Source organism: Janibacter sp. GS2 (assembly GCF_051200835.1).
Taxonomy (GTDB): domain Bacteria; phylum Actinomycetota; class Actinomycetes; order Actinomycetales; family Dermatophilaceae; genus Janibacter.
In genome coordinates this window covers 1,966,331-1,982,326 of the sequence record NZ_CP195161.1, presented here as the reverse complement: position 1 = coordinate 1,982,326, position 15,996 = coordinate 1,966,331, and the positions used below count along the sequence as shown (strand labels likewise).

Sequence of the window (15,996 nt, the reverse complement as noted above, 5' to 3'; positions counted from 1 at the left end):
AAAGAACCGCGACGTGTCTGATTCGACCTACGAGCTGCTCCTCGAGAAGCTGGACAAGATCTGGAACGGCTTCGGCGAGGACAAGGTCGGCAAGGGCTCAGCCTTCGAGCGCCCGATGGCCAGCTACCTCCGAACCGCCCCCGAGCGACAAGTGGGATCAGGTCGGCTTCTACGAAGCCAGCGACCTAATCACCGGTAGTGCCGTATCCGAGAGTCATTTTCCTCTCCGGTGGAAGGGAAGGTGGGCAAGGGGCCCCGCCCACGGCGACCCCGCCTGAGTACACGGGCCAGCCGCTGGCGAACGGTGTCGGTGGTGTCAGGAATCATCTCAGAGCGGCGGGGCGGGGAGTCTTGCGGAGGGGAGCACAGCATGTCGGGGTACACAGTCATTGACGTCGAGACGACAGGGTTGTCGCCGGAGCGAAACGATCGAGTCCTGGAGGTCGGGGTCGTCTACGTCTCTGACGAAGGCCAGATCCAGGACAGTTGGTCCACGCTGGTCAATCCTGGCCGCGATGTCGGGCCGACACGCATTCACGGGATCACCGCGAGCGACGTGCTCAACGCCCCTCGCTTCGAGGACCTGGCTCCCTACGTCCTGCGAGCGGTCGCTGGACGGACCATCGTCGCGCACAACGCCCCCTTCGACCTGCGGTTCCTGGCGCACGAGCTGAGGCGCGCCGGGCTCGGCGAGGGCGAGCGACCGTCCGCTCTCTGCACCATGCAGTGGTCCACGGCGTATCTTGATGCCCCCAGCCGCCGACTGATCGACTGCTGCCACGCGTCCGGGATCCAGTTGGACAACGCCCACTCCGCGTTGGCGGACGCCACCGCCACCGCCCAGCTGCTCGGGCACTACCTGCAACTGTCGAATCGCCAGCCGCCGTGGGCCGAGATCTTGCAGACCAGCCGCAACCACCCGTGGCCACGCTTCGACGGACCGTACCCAGCCGTGGGGATGCTGACCCGTGCGGCACAGCCCGCCGCTGAGGACGCGTGGATGGGATCCGTGGTCTCCCAGATGCCGCGTGCTGCCGATGTACGCACCGACAGCTACCTCGCCGTCCTCGAGACCGCGCTGCTGGATGATGTGATCGACGCGGAAGAGCAGGCTGCGCTGGTCAGCTTGGCTCGCGAGTCGGGACTGACACGTCAGCATGTGCTGCGGATCCACCACCAGTACGTCCTGGACATGGCCAAGGTGGCCACCCATGACCATGTGGTGACAGATGCCGAGCAGGCTGAGCTGGTCCGCACGGCACAGATCCTCGGTCTCGGCCCCGACGACCTCGAGCATGCTCTTGCCGTCGCCTGGCGCGAGACGAAGGCGGGACACTCGGCACCACGTCGTGAATCAACTGCTGGTATCACTCTCGAGGTGGGTGACCGAGTGGCGTTCACCGGCGACATGGCGATCGACCCACCCGTGCGGGAGGCCCGAGCACAGGCCGCGGGACTCACCACAGGCACCGTGACCAAGAAGGCGAAACTCCTCGTCGCCAGTGACCCCAACTCGTTAAGTGGAAAGGCCAACAAGGCGCGCACCTACGGAGTGCCCATCGTGTCCGAGCCGGCCTTCGACTCCCTGCTCACCGACTTCGAGCGCTCCACGCTCACCCCGAACGTCTGAAACCGGAGGACTCACATCCCCATGGAAGAGCACGACCCCCTCGTCGACAAGGCCACACGCCTCTTCACCTTCCTCGCCAAGGCTCAGCGCCTCAAGGAGAGGCCGGTGCGGGACGTCGAGCAGTACAAGCGTGGGGGCTTGGTGCGCTGGTTCAGCGACCTGCCCGAGCACGACGCCGTCCGGTGGAGCGACTCTGAGGCACCGAGCGACGCACCCCTGCTCGTGATCGACCGGTTGAACAAGGTCGACCCTCCCCCGATGCCAACAACCATCGGGCAGTGGGTGTCCGGAGGTGGCCTGCGGTGCGACGAGCGGCCAAAGCTGCGCTCGCACATCGTCACGGGAAGACGCTGGGATGAAGACGCCGAAGCCATGGTGGACGAGCAGGTCACCCTCGAAGAGCGTCCTGACGTTCAGGACGGCTTCGACCGCTGGATGTCGGAGTGGGACGTCTGGGCCGCCGAAGAGAAGGCAGCCATCCCCGTGCGGGACACCTATCGCGAGATCTTCGGCGCCCATGTGGAGTCCTCGCAAAATGCCGAGGAGAGTGAGCTCGTCCTCGGACTGGGACTCCTCGCGTGGAACAAGCTGGACCACCCACCGGTCCGCCGTCACATGTTCACCCTCAAGCTCGACGTGCACGTCGACGCCCGGACCGGTCAGCTGGTGGTCTCCGCCGACCCCGAGGCCATCGGTCTCAAGGCCGAGCTCGACATGCTCGAGCCCGAGGCCTTCCCCACCAGGGAGCTGCCGATCACGACAGAGGAGCGCGCGGCGCAGTTCATGTCGCCCCCACTGGACCGAGCAGCCCTGGACGAGCTCGGGTCCATGACGATCCACGAGCTCGACCCCGAGGGTCGCTATCTGGACGAAGGGGGCAGCCACGCCCCGACCGACACCGCGACACTCTCGTGGTCTCCTGCCCTGATCCTGCGGCCCCGACCCAAGATCGGGCTGGCGCAGGCCTTCGAGCAGATCGGAGCAGACATCGCCGAGGCGGGCCGAGTCCCTGCAGGTCTCCGTCCCCTGCTCGACCCGAGCCAGGCGCCTCCCAGCCAGGCCGACCCGAGCCCCGGCGCGTTGCTGGACGTCGGCGGCGACATCTTCTCCCCGCTGCCGCTCAACCCCGTACAACGGCAGATCCTGGAGCGTGTCGACCGCAACGCGCAGACCCTCGTGCAAGGGCCTCCCGGCACGGGCAAGACCCACACGGCGGCGGCGCTGCTGTCCCACCTCCTGGCACAGGGCAAGCGGGTTCTCGTCACCGCGCACACCGACCGCGCTCTGCACGAGGTTCGTGGGAAGTTGCCAGAGTTGATCAGGCCGCTGGCCGTGTCAGTCATCGGCGCCAGCCGTAGCGACATGGCCGAGCTGCGGACGGCTGTCGACACGATCTCCCGCAACGCCACCGAGCATGACGTGACGCAAACGGATCGAATGATCGAGGAGACCCTCCTGCACGTCCAGGAGCTCCGCGGCGAACGACAACGCCTCAACGAGACACTGCTCGACGCGCGCGAGCGTGAGACCACGGTGCTCACTCACGCTGGGTACTCCGGGACCCTGGCTGGGATCGCTCAGGACTACGAGGCCGAACGTGCGGCGCACAGCTGGATCAGCGCGCTGATCGGGACGTCATCGCACCCGGTCGAGGTGCTGTCCGACAAGGAGGCACTCGAGTGGCTCGGCCTGCTGCGTGACGAGCGGCTGGAGGTCCACGGGGCCGAGGCTCGCAAGCGCACACACGATGTCGCAGCGCTCCCCTCCCCCGAGGACTACGCCACCCAGGCGGCCACCTTGGCTGACGCAGAGAGCCGACAGCAGTCATTCCGCAAGGTGTCGGACCACGCCGCTCGTACACCGCTGGCTGACCTTCATCGGGAGGACCGGCTCACCTTCCGCAGTCGGCTCCACAAGGTTGTGGGCCTCGTCCGCGACGTCTCGCAGCTCCGTGCGGCATGGCTCAAAGACGCGATCTCCGACGTCCGGATGGGAGTCACGGACGTCTGGGACGCTCGCTACCGCGACATCGTCGCCCAGCTGGAGTACGTCGACGTCCGGACGAATTTCCTTGGCTACGACACCCGGGTGGACACGGTCGGAGATCCCAACACCAACATGCAGCTGGCCCAGGCACTGCGACAGCACATTGCCTCCGGCTCAGCGATCAAGACCAACGTGGACGGCTCGGTCAAGACGGGCATGTTCACACCGTCGATCGTGAAGCAGTGCATGCCGTTCTTTAATGCCGTCAAGGTCAATGGACGTGCTGCCACGACCACGGAGCTCATCGACAGGTTCACCGCTTATCAAGAATCCCTCTGGGCGCTCGAGCGGATGGACCGCGGTTGGCCCGCGGGCACAGTCATCCCCCCGGAAGACACCCTCAGCGAGCGAGCCGCCTGGCACCGCGCGCAGGTACAGACCCTGGGGCGCGTCCTCGGGATGCGTCAGCAGCTCAACGAAATCGACGGATACGTCCGGGACCACAAGATGCCGGCCATCGACTGGACCGACCTCGACCGGGTGATCGAATACGGATCCGTCGTGGACGCCCTAACAGCCGAGGAGGAGCACGGCGAGGCAAGCGCCCCCCTTCGCGCCCTCTACGAGCAGCTGGCGACGGTCACCAAGTGGGGCGATCAGGCCGACTGGATCGTGCCCATGCAGAAGGCGATCGACACCAGCGACCACCTGTCTTACGCGGAAGCGCACTCGCGAGGCGTGCAGCTGGCGGAGGTCGCACGAGACCTTGACCGTCGGCGGGAGTTGACCCGTCGCGTCGAGCAGGCTGCTCCGGGCCTGGCCGACGCGGTGACGGCCGACCCGCAACTGCCGGTGTGGGACGAGCGCGTAGCTCGGCTCGAGGAGGCCATCGCGTGGGCGGCCACTGGTCACTGGATCCTCGAGCAGGAAGCGCTGGACGCCAACGACCTGCAGGACGAGATCTCGCAGATCGAGGACCGCCTGCAGGGCGCTGCCGAATCCGTGGCCGCGATGCGCGCTTGGAACCAAGCGGTCAACCCTGACCGCCTCACGCTAGGTTCTCGCGCTGACCTGACCCAGTATTCCCAGCTGGTGCGACGCCTGGGTAAGGGGACAGGTAAGTACGCCACGAAGCAGCGAGCCGAGATCCGCGAGTCGCTGGACCGGTGTCGCCCCTCAGTACCCGTGTGGATCATGCCGATCTACCGCATCGTCGAACAGCTGCGTATCAGCGAAAACATGTTCGACGTCGTCCTCATCGACGAGGCATCGCAGGCGGGCTTGGAAGCGTCCTTCCTGCAGTACCTCGCACCCAAAATCGTCGTGATCGGTGACGACAAGCAGGTCTCCCCGACCGCTGTCGGCGTCGACCAGCAGGCCCTCCGGGACCTGGCTGAGCAGTACCTCCACGACGACCGGTACAAGGCGTCTTGGCTCGATCCCGCGCGTTCGCTCTTCGACGAGGCACTCATGCGTTACGGCGGCCAGCTCACGCTGACCGAGCACCGGCGATGCGTCCCCGAGATCATCGGCTTCTCCAACCGCATCGCCTACGAACCGAACGGCATCCGTCTCGTCCCCGTCCGTCAGTTCGGCGCCGACCGGCTCGAACCCATCAAAATCACGCACACCGCCGAAGCATTCGAAGAGGGCGCCAGTAGTAGCAAGATCAACCGAGTCGAGGCCCGAGCGCTCGTTGACTCCCTCAAGGAGTGCTTGGAGAACCCGGGCTACGACGGGCGGACCTTTGGCGTCATCTCCCTCTTGGGGACGGCGCAGGGCAAGTACATCGAGTCGATGCTGCTCGAAGAGGTGGGCGCGGACGAATGGGAGCAACGTCAGCTGCGTGTGGGCTCCCCGGCAGAGTTTCAGGGTTCGGAGCGCGACATCATCTTCCTCAGCATGGTGTCTTCTGCTGAGCCGGGACGCCGCGTGGCGGCTCTGACGCGGGACATGTATATGCAGCGGTACAACGTCGCCGTCAGCCGAGCTAAGGACCAGGTGTGGCTCTTCCACACCATCGGCGTCAGGGACCTCAACAACGAGCAGGACATGCGCTTCCAGCTCCTCGATTACGCCTATGGAGTGACTCAACGGGGCCGCGACCTGGACGTCGGAGAATCCCCGGTCGTGCCGGATGACGAGAGAGTCGAGGGATTCGACTCACTCTTCGAGCAGCGCGTCTACAACCGAATCGTCGATCGTGGCTTCGCGGTGCTGCCCCAGCTCGAGGCACAGGGATATCGCCTGGACCTCGTCGTGGTCGGCGCCAACGGCAAGCTCGCAGTCGAGTGCGACGGCGACCGTTGGCACGGACCTGATGCCTACGCCGCGGACCTCGCTCGTCAGCGAGACCTCGAACGGTGCGGGTGGACCTTCTTCCGCGTGCGGGAGTCGGCCTTCTACGTCGACAAAGCGGCGGCCCTTGCGCCCCTGTGGCAGAAGTTGGAGGACCTCGATATCCGGCCGGCTGACTACCTGGACGAAGAGCCTCTCGATGAGGTCTCCGACAGCGCCGGCGCCGTCGAAGCCCCCGCTGAGCTCACCGAGGCGCCTACCAAGGTGCACGACAGTCCCATCGAGGACGTCTCCCCTGCTGCGGACACCGACGTCGAGGAGCCTCACTGGACCTCACTCATCCCGGAGTCCGAAGAGGAGGAGGCCGCACTCGATTCCTTCGCCTTCGAGGGAGCGGGTCAACACGGCACTGAGCAGGAGTGGTCAACCCAAAACGCGGCAACGCGCGCACCCTCTGCGCTCCCACCGCCTCCCCCGCCCGCGCCCGTCGTCGAGACCATGGTCAGCACACGCACCGAGGTGACCGACGCGAGCACCGCATCCGAGAGCCCCGAAGCAGCGGCCGCAGACACATTTGAGGGGCAGCTGCCTGCCTATGACGTCTTCGCCGGGTCCACCGTCCCCGTAGGCGAGGCGACGACTAACGAGATCATCGACGGCCTCGAGCAGATCGTCACGGCCGAGGGCCCACTGACCGGCGAGCGGCTCGCGCGGTGCTATGTGACCGCGTCGGGCGGCAAGCGGGTCGGCAAACTCATCGCCAAGGAGTTGAACTCAGCGGTGACACGTGCCGAGCGCTCCGGCCGCATCGTTTCGGACAACCCACTTCAGCAGCCTGGAATCAAGCCGAAGACCTTCCGACTGCCCGACCAGCCGGCCGTGACCCTGCGCATGCTGGGTCCCCGCACCCTCGACGAGGTCCCTCCGGCTGAGCTCGCCGCAGCGATGCACTTCTCGGAGAGAGAGCATGGCGCGATCAGTGATGAGGAGATCATGAGGACCACCCTGTGGCTCTTTGGCCGAAAGTCCCTGACCCAGGCAGTCCGGGACCGCATGGACCCGGTGCTGGCGTTGGTGCGGCGGCAAGAGATCGGGGCCGACTACTCAGAGGACGGCGTGTCATGACCAGTACCGAAGCATTCGAGGACGAGGTCTCGGTCCGCGAAGAGATCCGCCGTTTCCTGTCGCAGGATGAGACACGGCTGGGTGATGTCTTCCGGTTGCGCGAGGAAGGACTGACCGCCTCCGACATTGCCGAACGTCTTGGAGTGCCGAGTGTGGGTTTCGCGTACTCGTACGGCCAGCTCCTCGACGCGCTCATCGATGGGGTGCTTCCGAGGAATAGCGCTCACATCGCGCGGCAGGCCGCCGGACGTACCCGAACTCTGCTCAAGTCCAAGAGCTGGTCACCCGGAGCACGCGCATGGCTCGAACAGCTGGAGACGCAGCTGGACACCTTGGCGGCCGACGAAGTCATACGCGCACGAGAGGAGGACGAGGCACGGGATCGCACCGAGCAAGCCGAGGACACGGGGCAACCCGGCATCTACGTCTACGCGCTCCCCCACTACCTGCGCTACCCGTACGACCCCGAGCGCGGACACACGCTGCTCAAGGTCGGTCGGTCGCAGGTCGACGTCTACCAACGTTCAGCGCAGCAAAAGCGTACGACGGCCCTTCCGGAGGACCCGCTCCTGCTGCGGGTCTACGCAACCAGAGCCGAGGACGCGCCAGCGACAGAGCGATACTTCCACACCTTCCTCGAGGACGCCGATCACCACCGCAACCGCTCAACACGGGCTGGACGTGAGTGGTTCCTGACCACCACCAAGTTCCTCGATCGTCTCGCGACTGAGAAGGGCCTCGACGTCGAGGTCATCAACGACCTCGATCCGGCTACGGACTGACATGCCGTCGACGATCGGATGGCTCGACACCACCGTCGAGCAGCAGCGCATCGCGCGAGAGATGGTCTCGCTCTTCATGGTGAGCGAGTCCCGCGACGAGCTCGGGATCGGCCAGATCCGCGACGTCATGAGCAACTGGATGTTTCCCGGGACCTCCGTGCTGCAGGCGCGCGCGAGGTACTTCGTCCTCGTTCCCTGGTGCCACCTCGTGGCGGAGCAGCGCGCCCGACGGAGGGGCCGTGACCTGGCGCAGCAGGTGCGCGAGGTCCAGCTCGAGATGATCGAGACGATGCGGCGCGATCACGGCGATGCCGAGGGCCTGATCGGAAAGCAGTCCGGCCGAGCGCTCAAGGGGCTCCCCCGCGATCTCTTCTGGACTGGCCTCATGACCTTCGACATCCGTCGTTCCGAAGGCGACCTCCCCCGCCGTCGTGGCCCCGTCGAGGGCGAGGTCACCGAGATGGCCAACCGGCAGCCCACGGCATGGGACCCAGACCTACCCGCCGTCCCCGAAGGGTTCCCGAACGACGTACCCGGCGGCCTCGACATGTCGGCTGAAGAAGCACAGTGGCTGTATGAGCGGATGCGCACCGACCGCGAGGACACCTATCTCGCCCACCTGCTCGCCCTCGACCCGGCGCTCATCGATGTGGCCGGCGCACCGTGGGAAGTGGCGACCAATACGCCCTTCGCGTCGGTGAGGCACGCCCAACAGTTCAGTCTCGTCATGGAGGGCGCCTCGCTGCTCTACAACCTCCTCGTCGCCGAGCGCTACGAGGACCACTCGGACCTCAACCGCCTCGACGGAGTCGACCTCGGCGCCAGATACCGGGACAAGATCGCCGACTGGTCCATCCGGCTGACCAGCACTGCACCGCCCGGGTCGTGGGACCTCGACGAGTTCATCTCAGAGGTGAACTCCCGCAACCATCGGATCAGCCATCGCACATGGGCCTTCGTCGTCGACTGGGTCACCCTCCTCCAGCACGAGGGACCGGAGGCAGTGGCGGACTCCCCCGAGGCCCGCCGCCTCATCACGGCTCGGGAGAGCCGAAAGGGTGCCAAGTCGCGCCTCACGGACAACTCGAAGACCCTCGAGACATGGAGCGGCGACTCCGGCAGCGGCGCCCTGACCTACCGTTGGCCCGTCATCAAACGGCTGCTCCTCGACATCAACCAGGGACGTGGGACCCAGGAGGTCGCCAATGTTGACGCCTGACGCCCGCACTGTCCTCCTCGACGACCTGCGCGCACCCACCGGGTACACGATCGAGCATGCCGTCGCCACGACCTTCACGCTCGACCTCACCGCGGCGATGCTGCCTCCCTTCGCCATCGCCGACATCGGGATCACCGGGCGACGGCCAGACCCGATCACCCTTCTGCAGGCTTTGCGGCACGCGAGCGACAAGGTCGACATCTTTTGCCAAGCAGGCTCCATCGGAGTCCCGCGGAGCGAGGACCTCGTGGCCTTCCTCGAGCCGATGATCCACCAAGTCGTCCCGACGAGAAATCTCTTCCACCCCAAGGTGTGGGTCATGCGCTTCGTCGCCGACGACGCGCAGCCGAGGTATCGGCTCCTCGTCCTCAGCCGCAACCTCACCCACGACAACACGTGGGACATCGCCGTCCGGCTGGACTCGGAGTCCATCTCGGACGAGTCGCTCGAGATCAACGCCCCTCTCGTCGCACTCCTGCGGTGGCTTCCCGAGCACGTCCACCACATCGACGCCGACCGGGCGACACGACTCCGCTCGCTCGCCGACGATCTCTCGCACGTGACGTGGGAAAGGCCAGCGGACGTCGAGAGGCTCTCCTTCCACGTCGTCGGGCTCCCTGGGCACGACACCCTGTCGCTGCACGCCGGTCGCCACCTGGTCATCTCCCCCTTCGTGGAGGACGACGGCTTGGCGAGGGCCACCCATGGCCAGCAGGAGGTGCCAACCTTGATCTCCCGGCAAGAGACCCTCGATGCTCTGTCGGGTGACGCGCTCGATGGCGTCGACGCGTACACGCTGGCAGCGGACGTCGACGTCCCCACCACCGATGAGACGGGTGAGGACGAACCCGACGTACCGCTGCTGCACGGTCTGCACGCGAAGGTCTACGTGCTCGAGCCAACCGACAAGTGGACCAAGGCCAGGGTCCTGCTCGGGTCGAGCAACGCGACGACGCCCGGCCTGACGGGTAATGTCGAGTTCCTCGTGGAAGTCACGGGTCGACGGGACCGGCTCGGCATCGACTGCATCCTGCCTCCCGATGCGGAGAGCCGCAACGGGTTACGTGCACTCATCGAGCCGTACGTCCGGCAGCCGCCGCTCGACCACGAGGACGAGCGGACACGGCGACGTCTGCAGGGCTCACTGCGGTCGATCGCAGCCATCGAGCACCTCGTTGAGATCTCCGACGAGGACACGTCAGTCGACGGGCAGACGTACCGCGCCACGATCTCGACCTGCGCCGACTACCCATCCACGGAGGCCTCGGTCTCCGTCGCTCTCCTGACACGTCGGGCCAGCACAGCTGACGTCGAACGGCGCCCGCACCTCGTCGTCCACCACCTGCCCCCGGCGGACATTTCGCCATGCGTGATCGTGACGGCTTCGGAGGGCGACATCACCGAGTCCACAGTCGTCCTCGGACGCCTCGTCGGCGCCCCCGATAGTCGATTGGACGCCGTCATCGCCCGACAGATCGATGATCCGGAGAAGTTCATCCGACTGCTGATGCTCATGCTGAGCCTCGGCAACCCCTCCGAACTGGCTGCTCTCCTGGCGGCACACCGAGGCTCTGGCAGCGGAAGCGGCAGTCTCGACATCACCACCTCCGGGGTGCTCGAGCTGGTCCTGCGGGGCCTGAGTACCGGCGGCGCTGGCATCGAGGACCTCGATCGCCTGATCACCAAGGTGCTGGACGACGACGTCCTGCCGGATGGCTTTCGCGAATTCTGGAGCCAGGTATCCCAAGCCCGCCGATTGCTGGAGGACAAGCGATGAGCGACGAGCGGTTCGTCGCCGAGCCGGTGCTCGAGGGACTCAAGGGGTTCCAGCGCGACACCGTCGAGCACGTCTTCAGGGCACTGCACGGTGAGGGGGGCTCCAACCGCTTCCTCGTCGCGGACGAGACCGGCCTCGGCAAGAGCATCGTCGCCCGAGGGCTCATCGCCAAGACCATCGAGCGACTCCAGGACGACGACAGTGTCCAGCGGATCGACATTGTCTACGTCTGCTCCAACATGGACCTGGCTCGTCAGAACATCGGGCGGCTCAACGTGACGGGCGAGCAGGAGGTGGCCTTCAGCAGCCGTCTCACCCTGCTCGGTCAGCACTCCGCCCGGCTGAACCAACTGGAGGGGCGGCGGACCTTCCACGGCAAGCCGGTCAACCTCGTGTCCTTTACGCCGTCGACCTCCTTCGACCCTGGGCACGCCACGGGACAAGCCCGTGAGCGGGCTCTCCTCGTCCTCGTCCTGGAGCAAGTCCTCGGGATGGCTTCCAGAGAGAGGGGCTGGACGACGAACCTGCTCCGCGCCTCGGTCTCGAGCGTGAAATCGATGCGGGGCTACGTCTCGGACATGGAGGCCAGCCTCGAGCACGGCATCGACGACTCTGTCATCGAGCGGTTCGCGCAGGTGGCCAGTACGGCATCCGCCTCCGGAGAGCCGCCATTGGACCAGTTCAGGGCGCTGCTCGACGAGGTGATGGTGCACCGCAGCGTCACGCAGGTCCATCGCGCCCGATCCCACAGGATCATCGGTGCACTGCGCCACGATTTGGCCAAAGCAGGTATTGCCACCCTCGAACCCGACCTCGTGATCCTTGACGAGTTCCAGAGGTTCCGACCACTACTCGCCCGGGACAATGACGCCGGCGCCCTGGCCCACGACCTCTTCTCCTTCCCTGCGGCGAAGGTCCTGCTCCTATCGGCTACCCCATACAAGCCGTTCACATACGCGGAGGAGACCGAGGACCACGCCTCAGACTTCCTGCGCACGATCCGCTTCCTGCACGACGAGCCCGAGGGATCATCCCCAGCCACCGACCGCATCGCTGACCTCCTTGCGGACTACCGACGGGACGTGACCACGGGGCAGGACGCGACCGCTGCGGCCGACGCAGCAAGTGGAGCACTCCTGCGCGTCATGTGCCGTAACGAGCGACCACTCATCGGGGACCGCTCGATGCTGGACGTGCGGCTGCGGTCGGCAGGTCACATCACCGCCGAGGACCTCGCCGGATACGTCCGGTTGAAGCAACTGGCCGATGTCGTGGATCCGCGAGCCGGCCTCGTGGGCATCGACTACTGGAAGTCGGCGCCGCACTTCCTCACCTTCTGCAACGGATACCGGCTGAGGGACCGGATCAAGGAGTGCTCGGCTCCAGAACTGTCTGATGCACTGCGGGCCGCGCAGCACCTCACCCGCGATGACATCGACACGCGCCGACCCATCGACCTCGGCAATGCACGCATCCGGCAGCTGGCGGACGAACTCGCTGACAGCGGACTGTGGCGCCTGCTCTGGATGCCCCCTTCGTTGCCCTATCTCGCCTCAAGCGGCCCCTACGCAGGGATCGACCAGACCGAGGTCACCAAACGGCTGGTCTTCTCCGCCTGGACCGCGACCCCCGCCTCCGTGGCCAGTCTGCTCAGCTACGAGGTCGACCGCCAGATCCACGAGGTGTCAGCGGGCGGCATGTCCGAGCGCGGTCAGATGCTCGTCTACCGAGGCCTGTCGGAGACCGGCCGACCGCAGTCGATGACGACACTCATGACCTTCTGGCCCATGCCGGGACTGGCTCGACTCGCTGACCCTCGCGAGCATGCGAGGCGTCACGGTGTCACTGGTGTCGACGACTTCCTGACGGAGGTCATCCCGAGCCTCCGCGCAGAGTTCGATGGCGTCAGCGGGACCGGCAGTGATGCGGACGGCGACGAGGAGCAACGCGCGTGGCACTCAGCCTTCGCTCACCCGTCGTCCTGGCCGCGCGAGAGCGGCACGACCACGGCGATCACGCAGGCCATGGCGCCCACCGCCAAGGCGACGGCCATCGACCATCAACGCGAGCAGACGGAAGCCTCGCGGCTCCTGAGCGAGCACGTGCACTTTGCCTCTGAACTGGACGCCAGCCCCACTCTGCGCGACGAGGACGTCCGCATCCTCGCGGAAGTCGCGGCCTTCTCCCCCGCCAACATCAGCTGGCGAGTCCTCCAGCGGCTCTTCGGGGAGCAGGACAATGTCTCCGCCGACGGCATCATGGTCGCTGCCGCGGCTCTGGCCGGCGGTCTGCGTACGCTCTTCAACACACCCCACGCCACCGCGATCGTGCGCGCCGCAGGTGAGAGGGGCCAAGAGCTCCCTCAGTGGCGCCGTGTCCTCGGCTACACGGCGACGGGAAACCTCGAGGCCGCACTCGAGGAATGGCTCTTCAACCGACGCAACGAGGTCGCGCGCGACTGGTCCGATGCGTCCTTGCTCACCTTCACCAACGACGAGGCCGCCGCGATCAGCCTGCGCACGTCGACGCTGACGGCCTTCGACGCCAGCGCCCATGGCTCCGAGGATCCGACGATCCGCTTCCCGATGCGCTTCGCCGTCCGGTACGGCGCCAGGGACTCACACGGTGGGGACGATGCCCGCATGCCCGAGGTGCGGGCATCCTTCAACAGTCCCTTCTGGCCCTTCGTCCTCGTCTCCACCTCGGTCGGTCAGGAGGGCATCGACTTCCACTGGTGGTGCCACGCGATCATGCACTGGAACATCCCACCCAACCCGGTCGACTTCGAGCAGCGCGAAGGGAGGGTCGACCGCTTCCGCGGTCACGCGATCCGGAAAAACATCGCCGCCAAGCATGGAGGCACTGCGCTCGGCGGCAATGGGGCGAGTCCCTGGCCAGACCTCTTCGAGCTGGCGACCGACCTGCGCCAGGAGCACGGCCACTTCACGCCCGACTGGGTCTACCCCGGGCCAGCCAAGATCCAGCGGCACCTCGCCCCCTACGCCAGGAGCAGGGATGAGGAGCAGTACCGGAAAGTCGAGCGCGACGTGGCGCTCTACCGACTGGCCCTGGGGCAGCCTCGACAAGAGGACATGATCGCCTTGGTGCGGAAGCAGACTGGCGCAAGGGCCAGCCCGGCGCGGATCAACCTCAGACCGGAGACGCCAACCCAGCCCCCGTAAAAGCTGCCCACAAGGCCGAGCCACCTGCACCCGTGGAGCGAGACTCGATCACCCAGTCAGGTCGATGAAGTCAGGAAAGCCGTCGGCACGCTCGTCGCGTGACCCGGCCGGGCATCCTCAGCGGCTCTAACCGTCACGTGGCTGGAGTTCTTTCTGACGGCCGCTGGCCCTCAGTGCATTTCACTCGTCCATCCTGGCGAACGGTTTGCCATCCAGCGATGCTTGAAGGACGCGACGCCCAAGAAGCCTCCGCCTGGCGAGACTCCGTCGCGCTGGAAAATCACTCGGCCGGTCTGGAAGAAGGGCGCTCTGTGAGGAGAGCCGCGCCAGCCTGCTCCTGACCCTGCCCGTTGTCGAGGACGAGCTCGCCTGTGCTGTCCGTGAGCTCTGCCAGCTTCCTTGGTTTGGCAAGTCTCGCCTTGCTTCAGACTTTGGCTTGCAGTAGCCAAGGTGCGACCGTCACGGTAGGGGGCCGATCGACCGGCCACTCAGCGACCTGAGGATCCTCGACATTCTCACCTGGTCCAGCCGTGGTGGGAGGGCGCTTCCACCCGCAGAGTAGGAGCATCCGTCGGTTCCCGCACGGACAGCAGCCCGATGCCTCCCAGGAGACCCCCGCTGGGCGCGAACTCTCCTCCGTCGCTGGCCTCACCCAGCGTTCAAGACCGCCCACGCGATGAGTTGATCCAAGCGACGGACGTCGACCTTCCTTCCCAGCTCGATCGTGATGTGGCCGGCTCGGGTCCACATCTGCAGCTGCGAGTTGAAGTCGAACATCCCGCCGGCGTTCTCGGTGGACCACCTGTCGATGCGGCTGTAGGGCACGGAGTGCACCTCGACCTTCTTGCCCGACAGACCCTGCGCATCCCGGACGATGAGTCGCTTCGTGGTGAAGGCCGCGGAGTCTCGGGAGGTCTTGTACGCGACGACGGCCTGCTCCCCTTCGACGAGAAGGGCGGTGACGTCCTCGGGGATCGGGATCTCTTCGACCAAGGTCCACGAGCTGATGTCGGTGTTGTCCATGCTGCGCAGCATGGCGCATCCACCCACGCCCTGGGGCCTTCTGCTGCCCTCACCATCACGACGCAGCAGCCTCCGCCTCACCGGCCGCAGCCCGCCGCCCCTGCGAGTTGACCAGGTAGATCCCCACCGCCACGGCAGCCCCGCCGGCGAGCAGCCCCGCGTGGAGTGTCTCCCCGAGCACGAGGACGCCGAGCGTGGTGGCGATGATCGGCACGGCGAAGATCCACGAGCTCACCACGCTCGCCTTGCCGCGCCGCAGCAGCACGAACTGCAGCCCGAAGCCCCCGATGCTGCCGCCCACACCCGCTCCCAGCACGCCGACGAGCAAGGGCACGCCCCACGTCACCGTGCTGGTGCCCCACAGGGCGATGAGGCTGACCGGGAGCAGGCCGTAGATGTTCTGCCACAGCAGGACGCTCCAGACGGACACATCGGAGGGCAGCGACTTGAAGACGAGCGTGCCGGCGGCCCAGGCGACGGCCGCTCCGAGGAGCAGGAGGGCCGAGCCCGCCGGCGTGAGGTCGGCACTCAGCTCGCCCGCGACGACGAGCGCGACCCCGAGCCATCCGGTCATCAGACCCAGCACCTGCCGGCTCGAGAGACGTTCGTGCAGGAGCACGACAGCACCGATGGCCACGAGGAGCGGCTGCGTGTAGACCAGCACCGAGGCGATCCCGACCTGGGCCTCCACCAGTCCCGCGTTCTGGAAGACGAGGAAGCCGGCGACGTTGGTGGCACCCAGAGCGATGCAGTAGCGGTGGATCCCCCGTCCGCCGAGGAAGCCGCTGTGGCTGTCGCGACGCCAGATGACGATGACCAGGAGCACCGCGATCGCGGACAGCACCCGCAGGAGCGCGAAGGCCTCCGGCGAGGACTGCGACAGCCCGGCCTTGATCGCCAGGAACGCCGAGCCCCAGATCGTCCACAGGCCCGCGATCACGGCGGGCGTGGACGTGAGCAGCCGGATCACGTCA

At 66.4% G+C, this 15,996-nt stretch carries 9 protein-coding genes; 7 read left to right on the top strand and 2 right to left on the bottom strand.

Annotated elements, in window-relative coordinates; genetic code table 11:
- Positions 1–13 precede the first annotated feature (13 nt).
- The 7 genes from ACR9E9_RS09540 (at position 14) to ACR9E9_RS09510 (ending at position 13,999) form a co-directional block, all read left to right on the top strand.
- Positions 14–199: a hypothetical protein gene (locus ACR9E9_RS09540; protein WP_435198246.1), complete on the top strand. Its 186-nt coding sequence runs from the start codon at positions 14–16 to the stop codon at positions 197–199.
- Between the two features lie 105 nt (positions 200–304).
- Positions 305–1,630 carry an exonuclease domain-containing protein gene (locus ACR9E9_RS09535; RefSeq protein ID WP_435198245.1) on the top strand — a complete coding sequence of 442 codons (1,326 nt, stop codon included), beginning with the start codon at positions 305–307 and terminating at the stop codon, positions 1,628–1,630.
- A gap of 21 nt (positions 1,631–1,651) precedes the next feature.
- On the top strand, positions 1,652–7,039 hold the full coding sequence (locus ACR9E9_RS09530; RefSeq protein ID WP_435198244.1) for an AAA domain-containing protein: 5,388 nt from the start codon (positions 1,652–1,654) through the stop codon (positions 7,037–7,039).
- Positions 7,036–7,821 (top strand): GIY-YIG nuclease family protein, encoded by a 786-nt coding sequence (locus ACR9E9_RS09525; RefSeq protein ID WP_435198243.1) that lies wholly within the window; start codon positions 7,036–7,038, stop codon positions 7,819–7,821. Before ACR9E9_RS09530 ends, ACR9E9_RS09525 begins: the two co-directional genes overlap by 4 nt.
- Before the next feature lies 1 nt (position 7,822).
- Positions 7,823–9,040 carry a DUF6361 family protein gene (locus ACR9E9_RS09520; protein WP_435198242.1) on the top strand — a complete coding sequence of 406 codons (1,218 nt, stop codon included), beginning with the start codon at positions 7,823–7,825 and terminating at the stop codon, positions 9,038–9,040.
- Complete coding sequence (locus tag ACR9E9_RS09515) at positions 9,027–10,817, top strand: phospholipase D family protein (protein ID WP_435198241.1); 1,791 nt, start codon at positions 9,027–9,029, stop codon at positions 10,815–10,817. The genes ACR9E9_RS09520 and ACR9E9_RS09515 overlap by 14 nt, the downstream gene beginning before the upstream one ends.
- On the top strand, positions 10,814–13,999 hold the full coding sequence (locus tag ACR9E9_RS09510) for a helicase-related protein (protein ID WP_435198240.1): 3,186 nt from the start codon (positions 10,814–10,816) through the stop codon (positions 13,997–13,999). Before ACR9E9_RS09515 ends, ACR9E9_RS09510 begins: the two co-directional genes overlap by 4 nt.
- 648 nt (positions 14,000–14,647) lie before the next feature.
- On the opposite strand, the gene ACR9E9_RS09505 is transcribed toward ACR9E9_RS09510, so the two are convergent.
- Both ACR9E9_RS09505 and ACR9E9_RS09500 read right to left on the bottom strand, forming a co-directional pair.
- Entirely contained in the window at positions 14,648–15,022 is a 375-nt protein-coding gene (locus tag ACR9E9_RS09505) for a PH domain-containing protein (protein ID WP_435198239.1), read from the bottom strand.
- A 55-nt stretch (positions 15,023–15,077) separates the two neighbouring features.
- Entirely contained in the window at positions 15,078–15,992 is a 915-nt protein-coding gene (locus ACR9E9_RS09500) for a DMT family transporter (RefSeq protein WP_435198238.1), read from the bottom strand.
- Between the last annotated feature and the right edge of the window lie 4 nt (positions 15,993–15,996).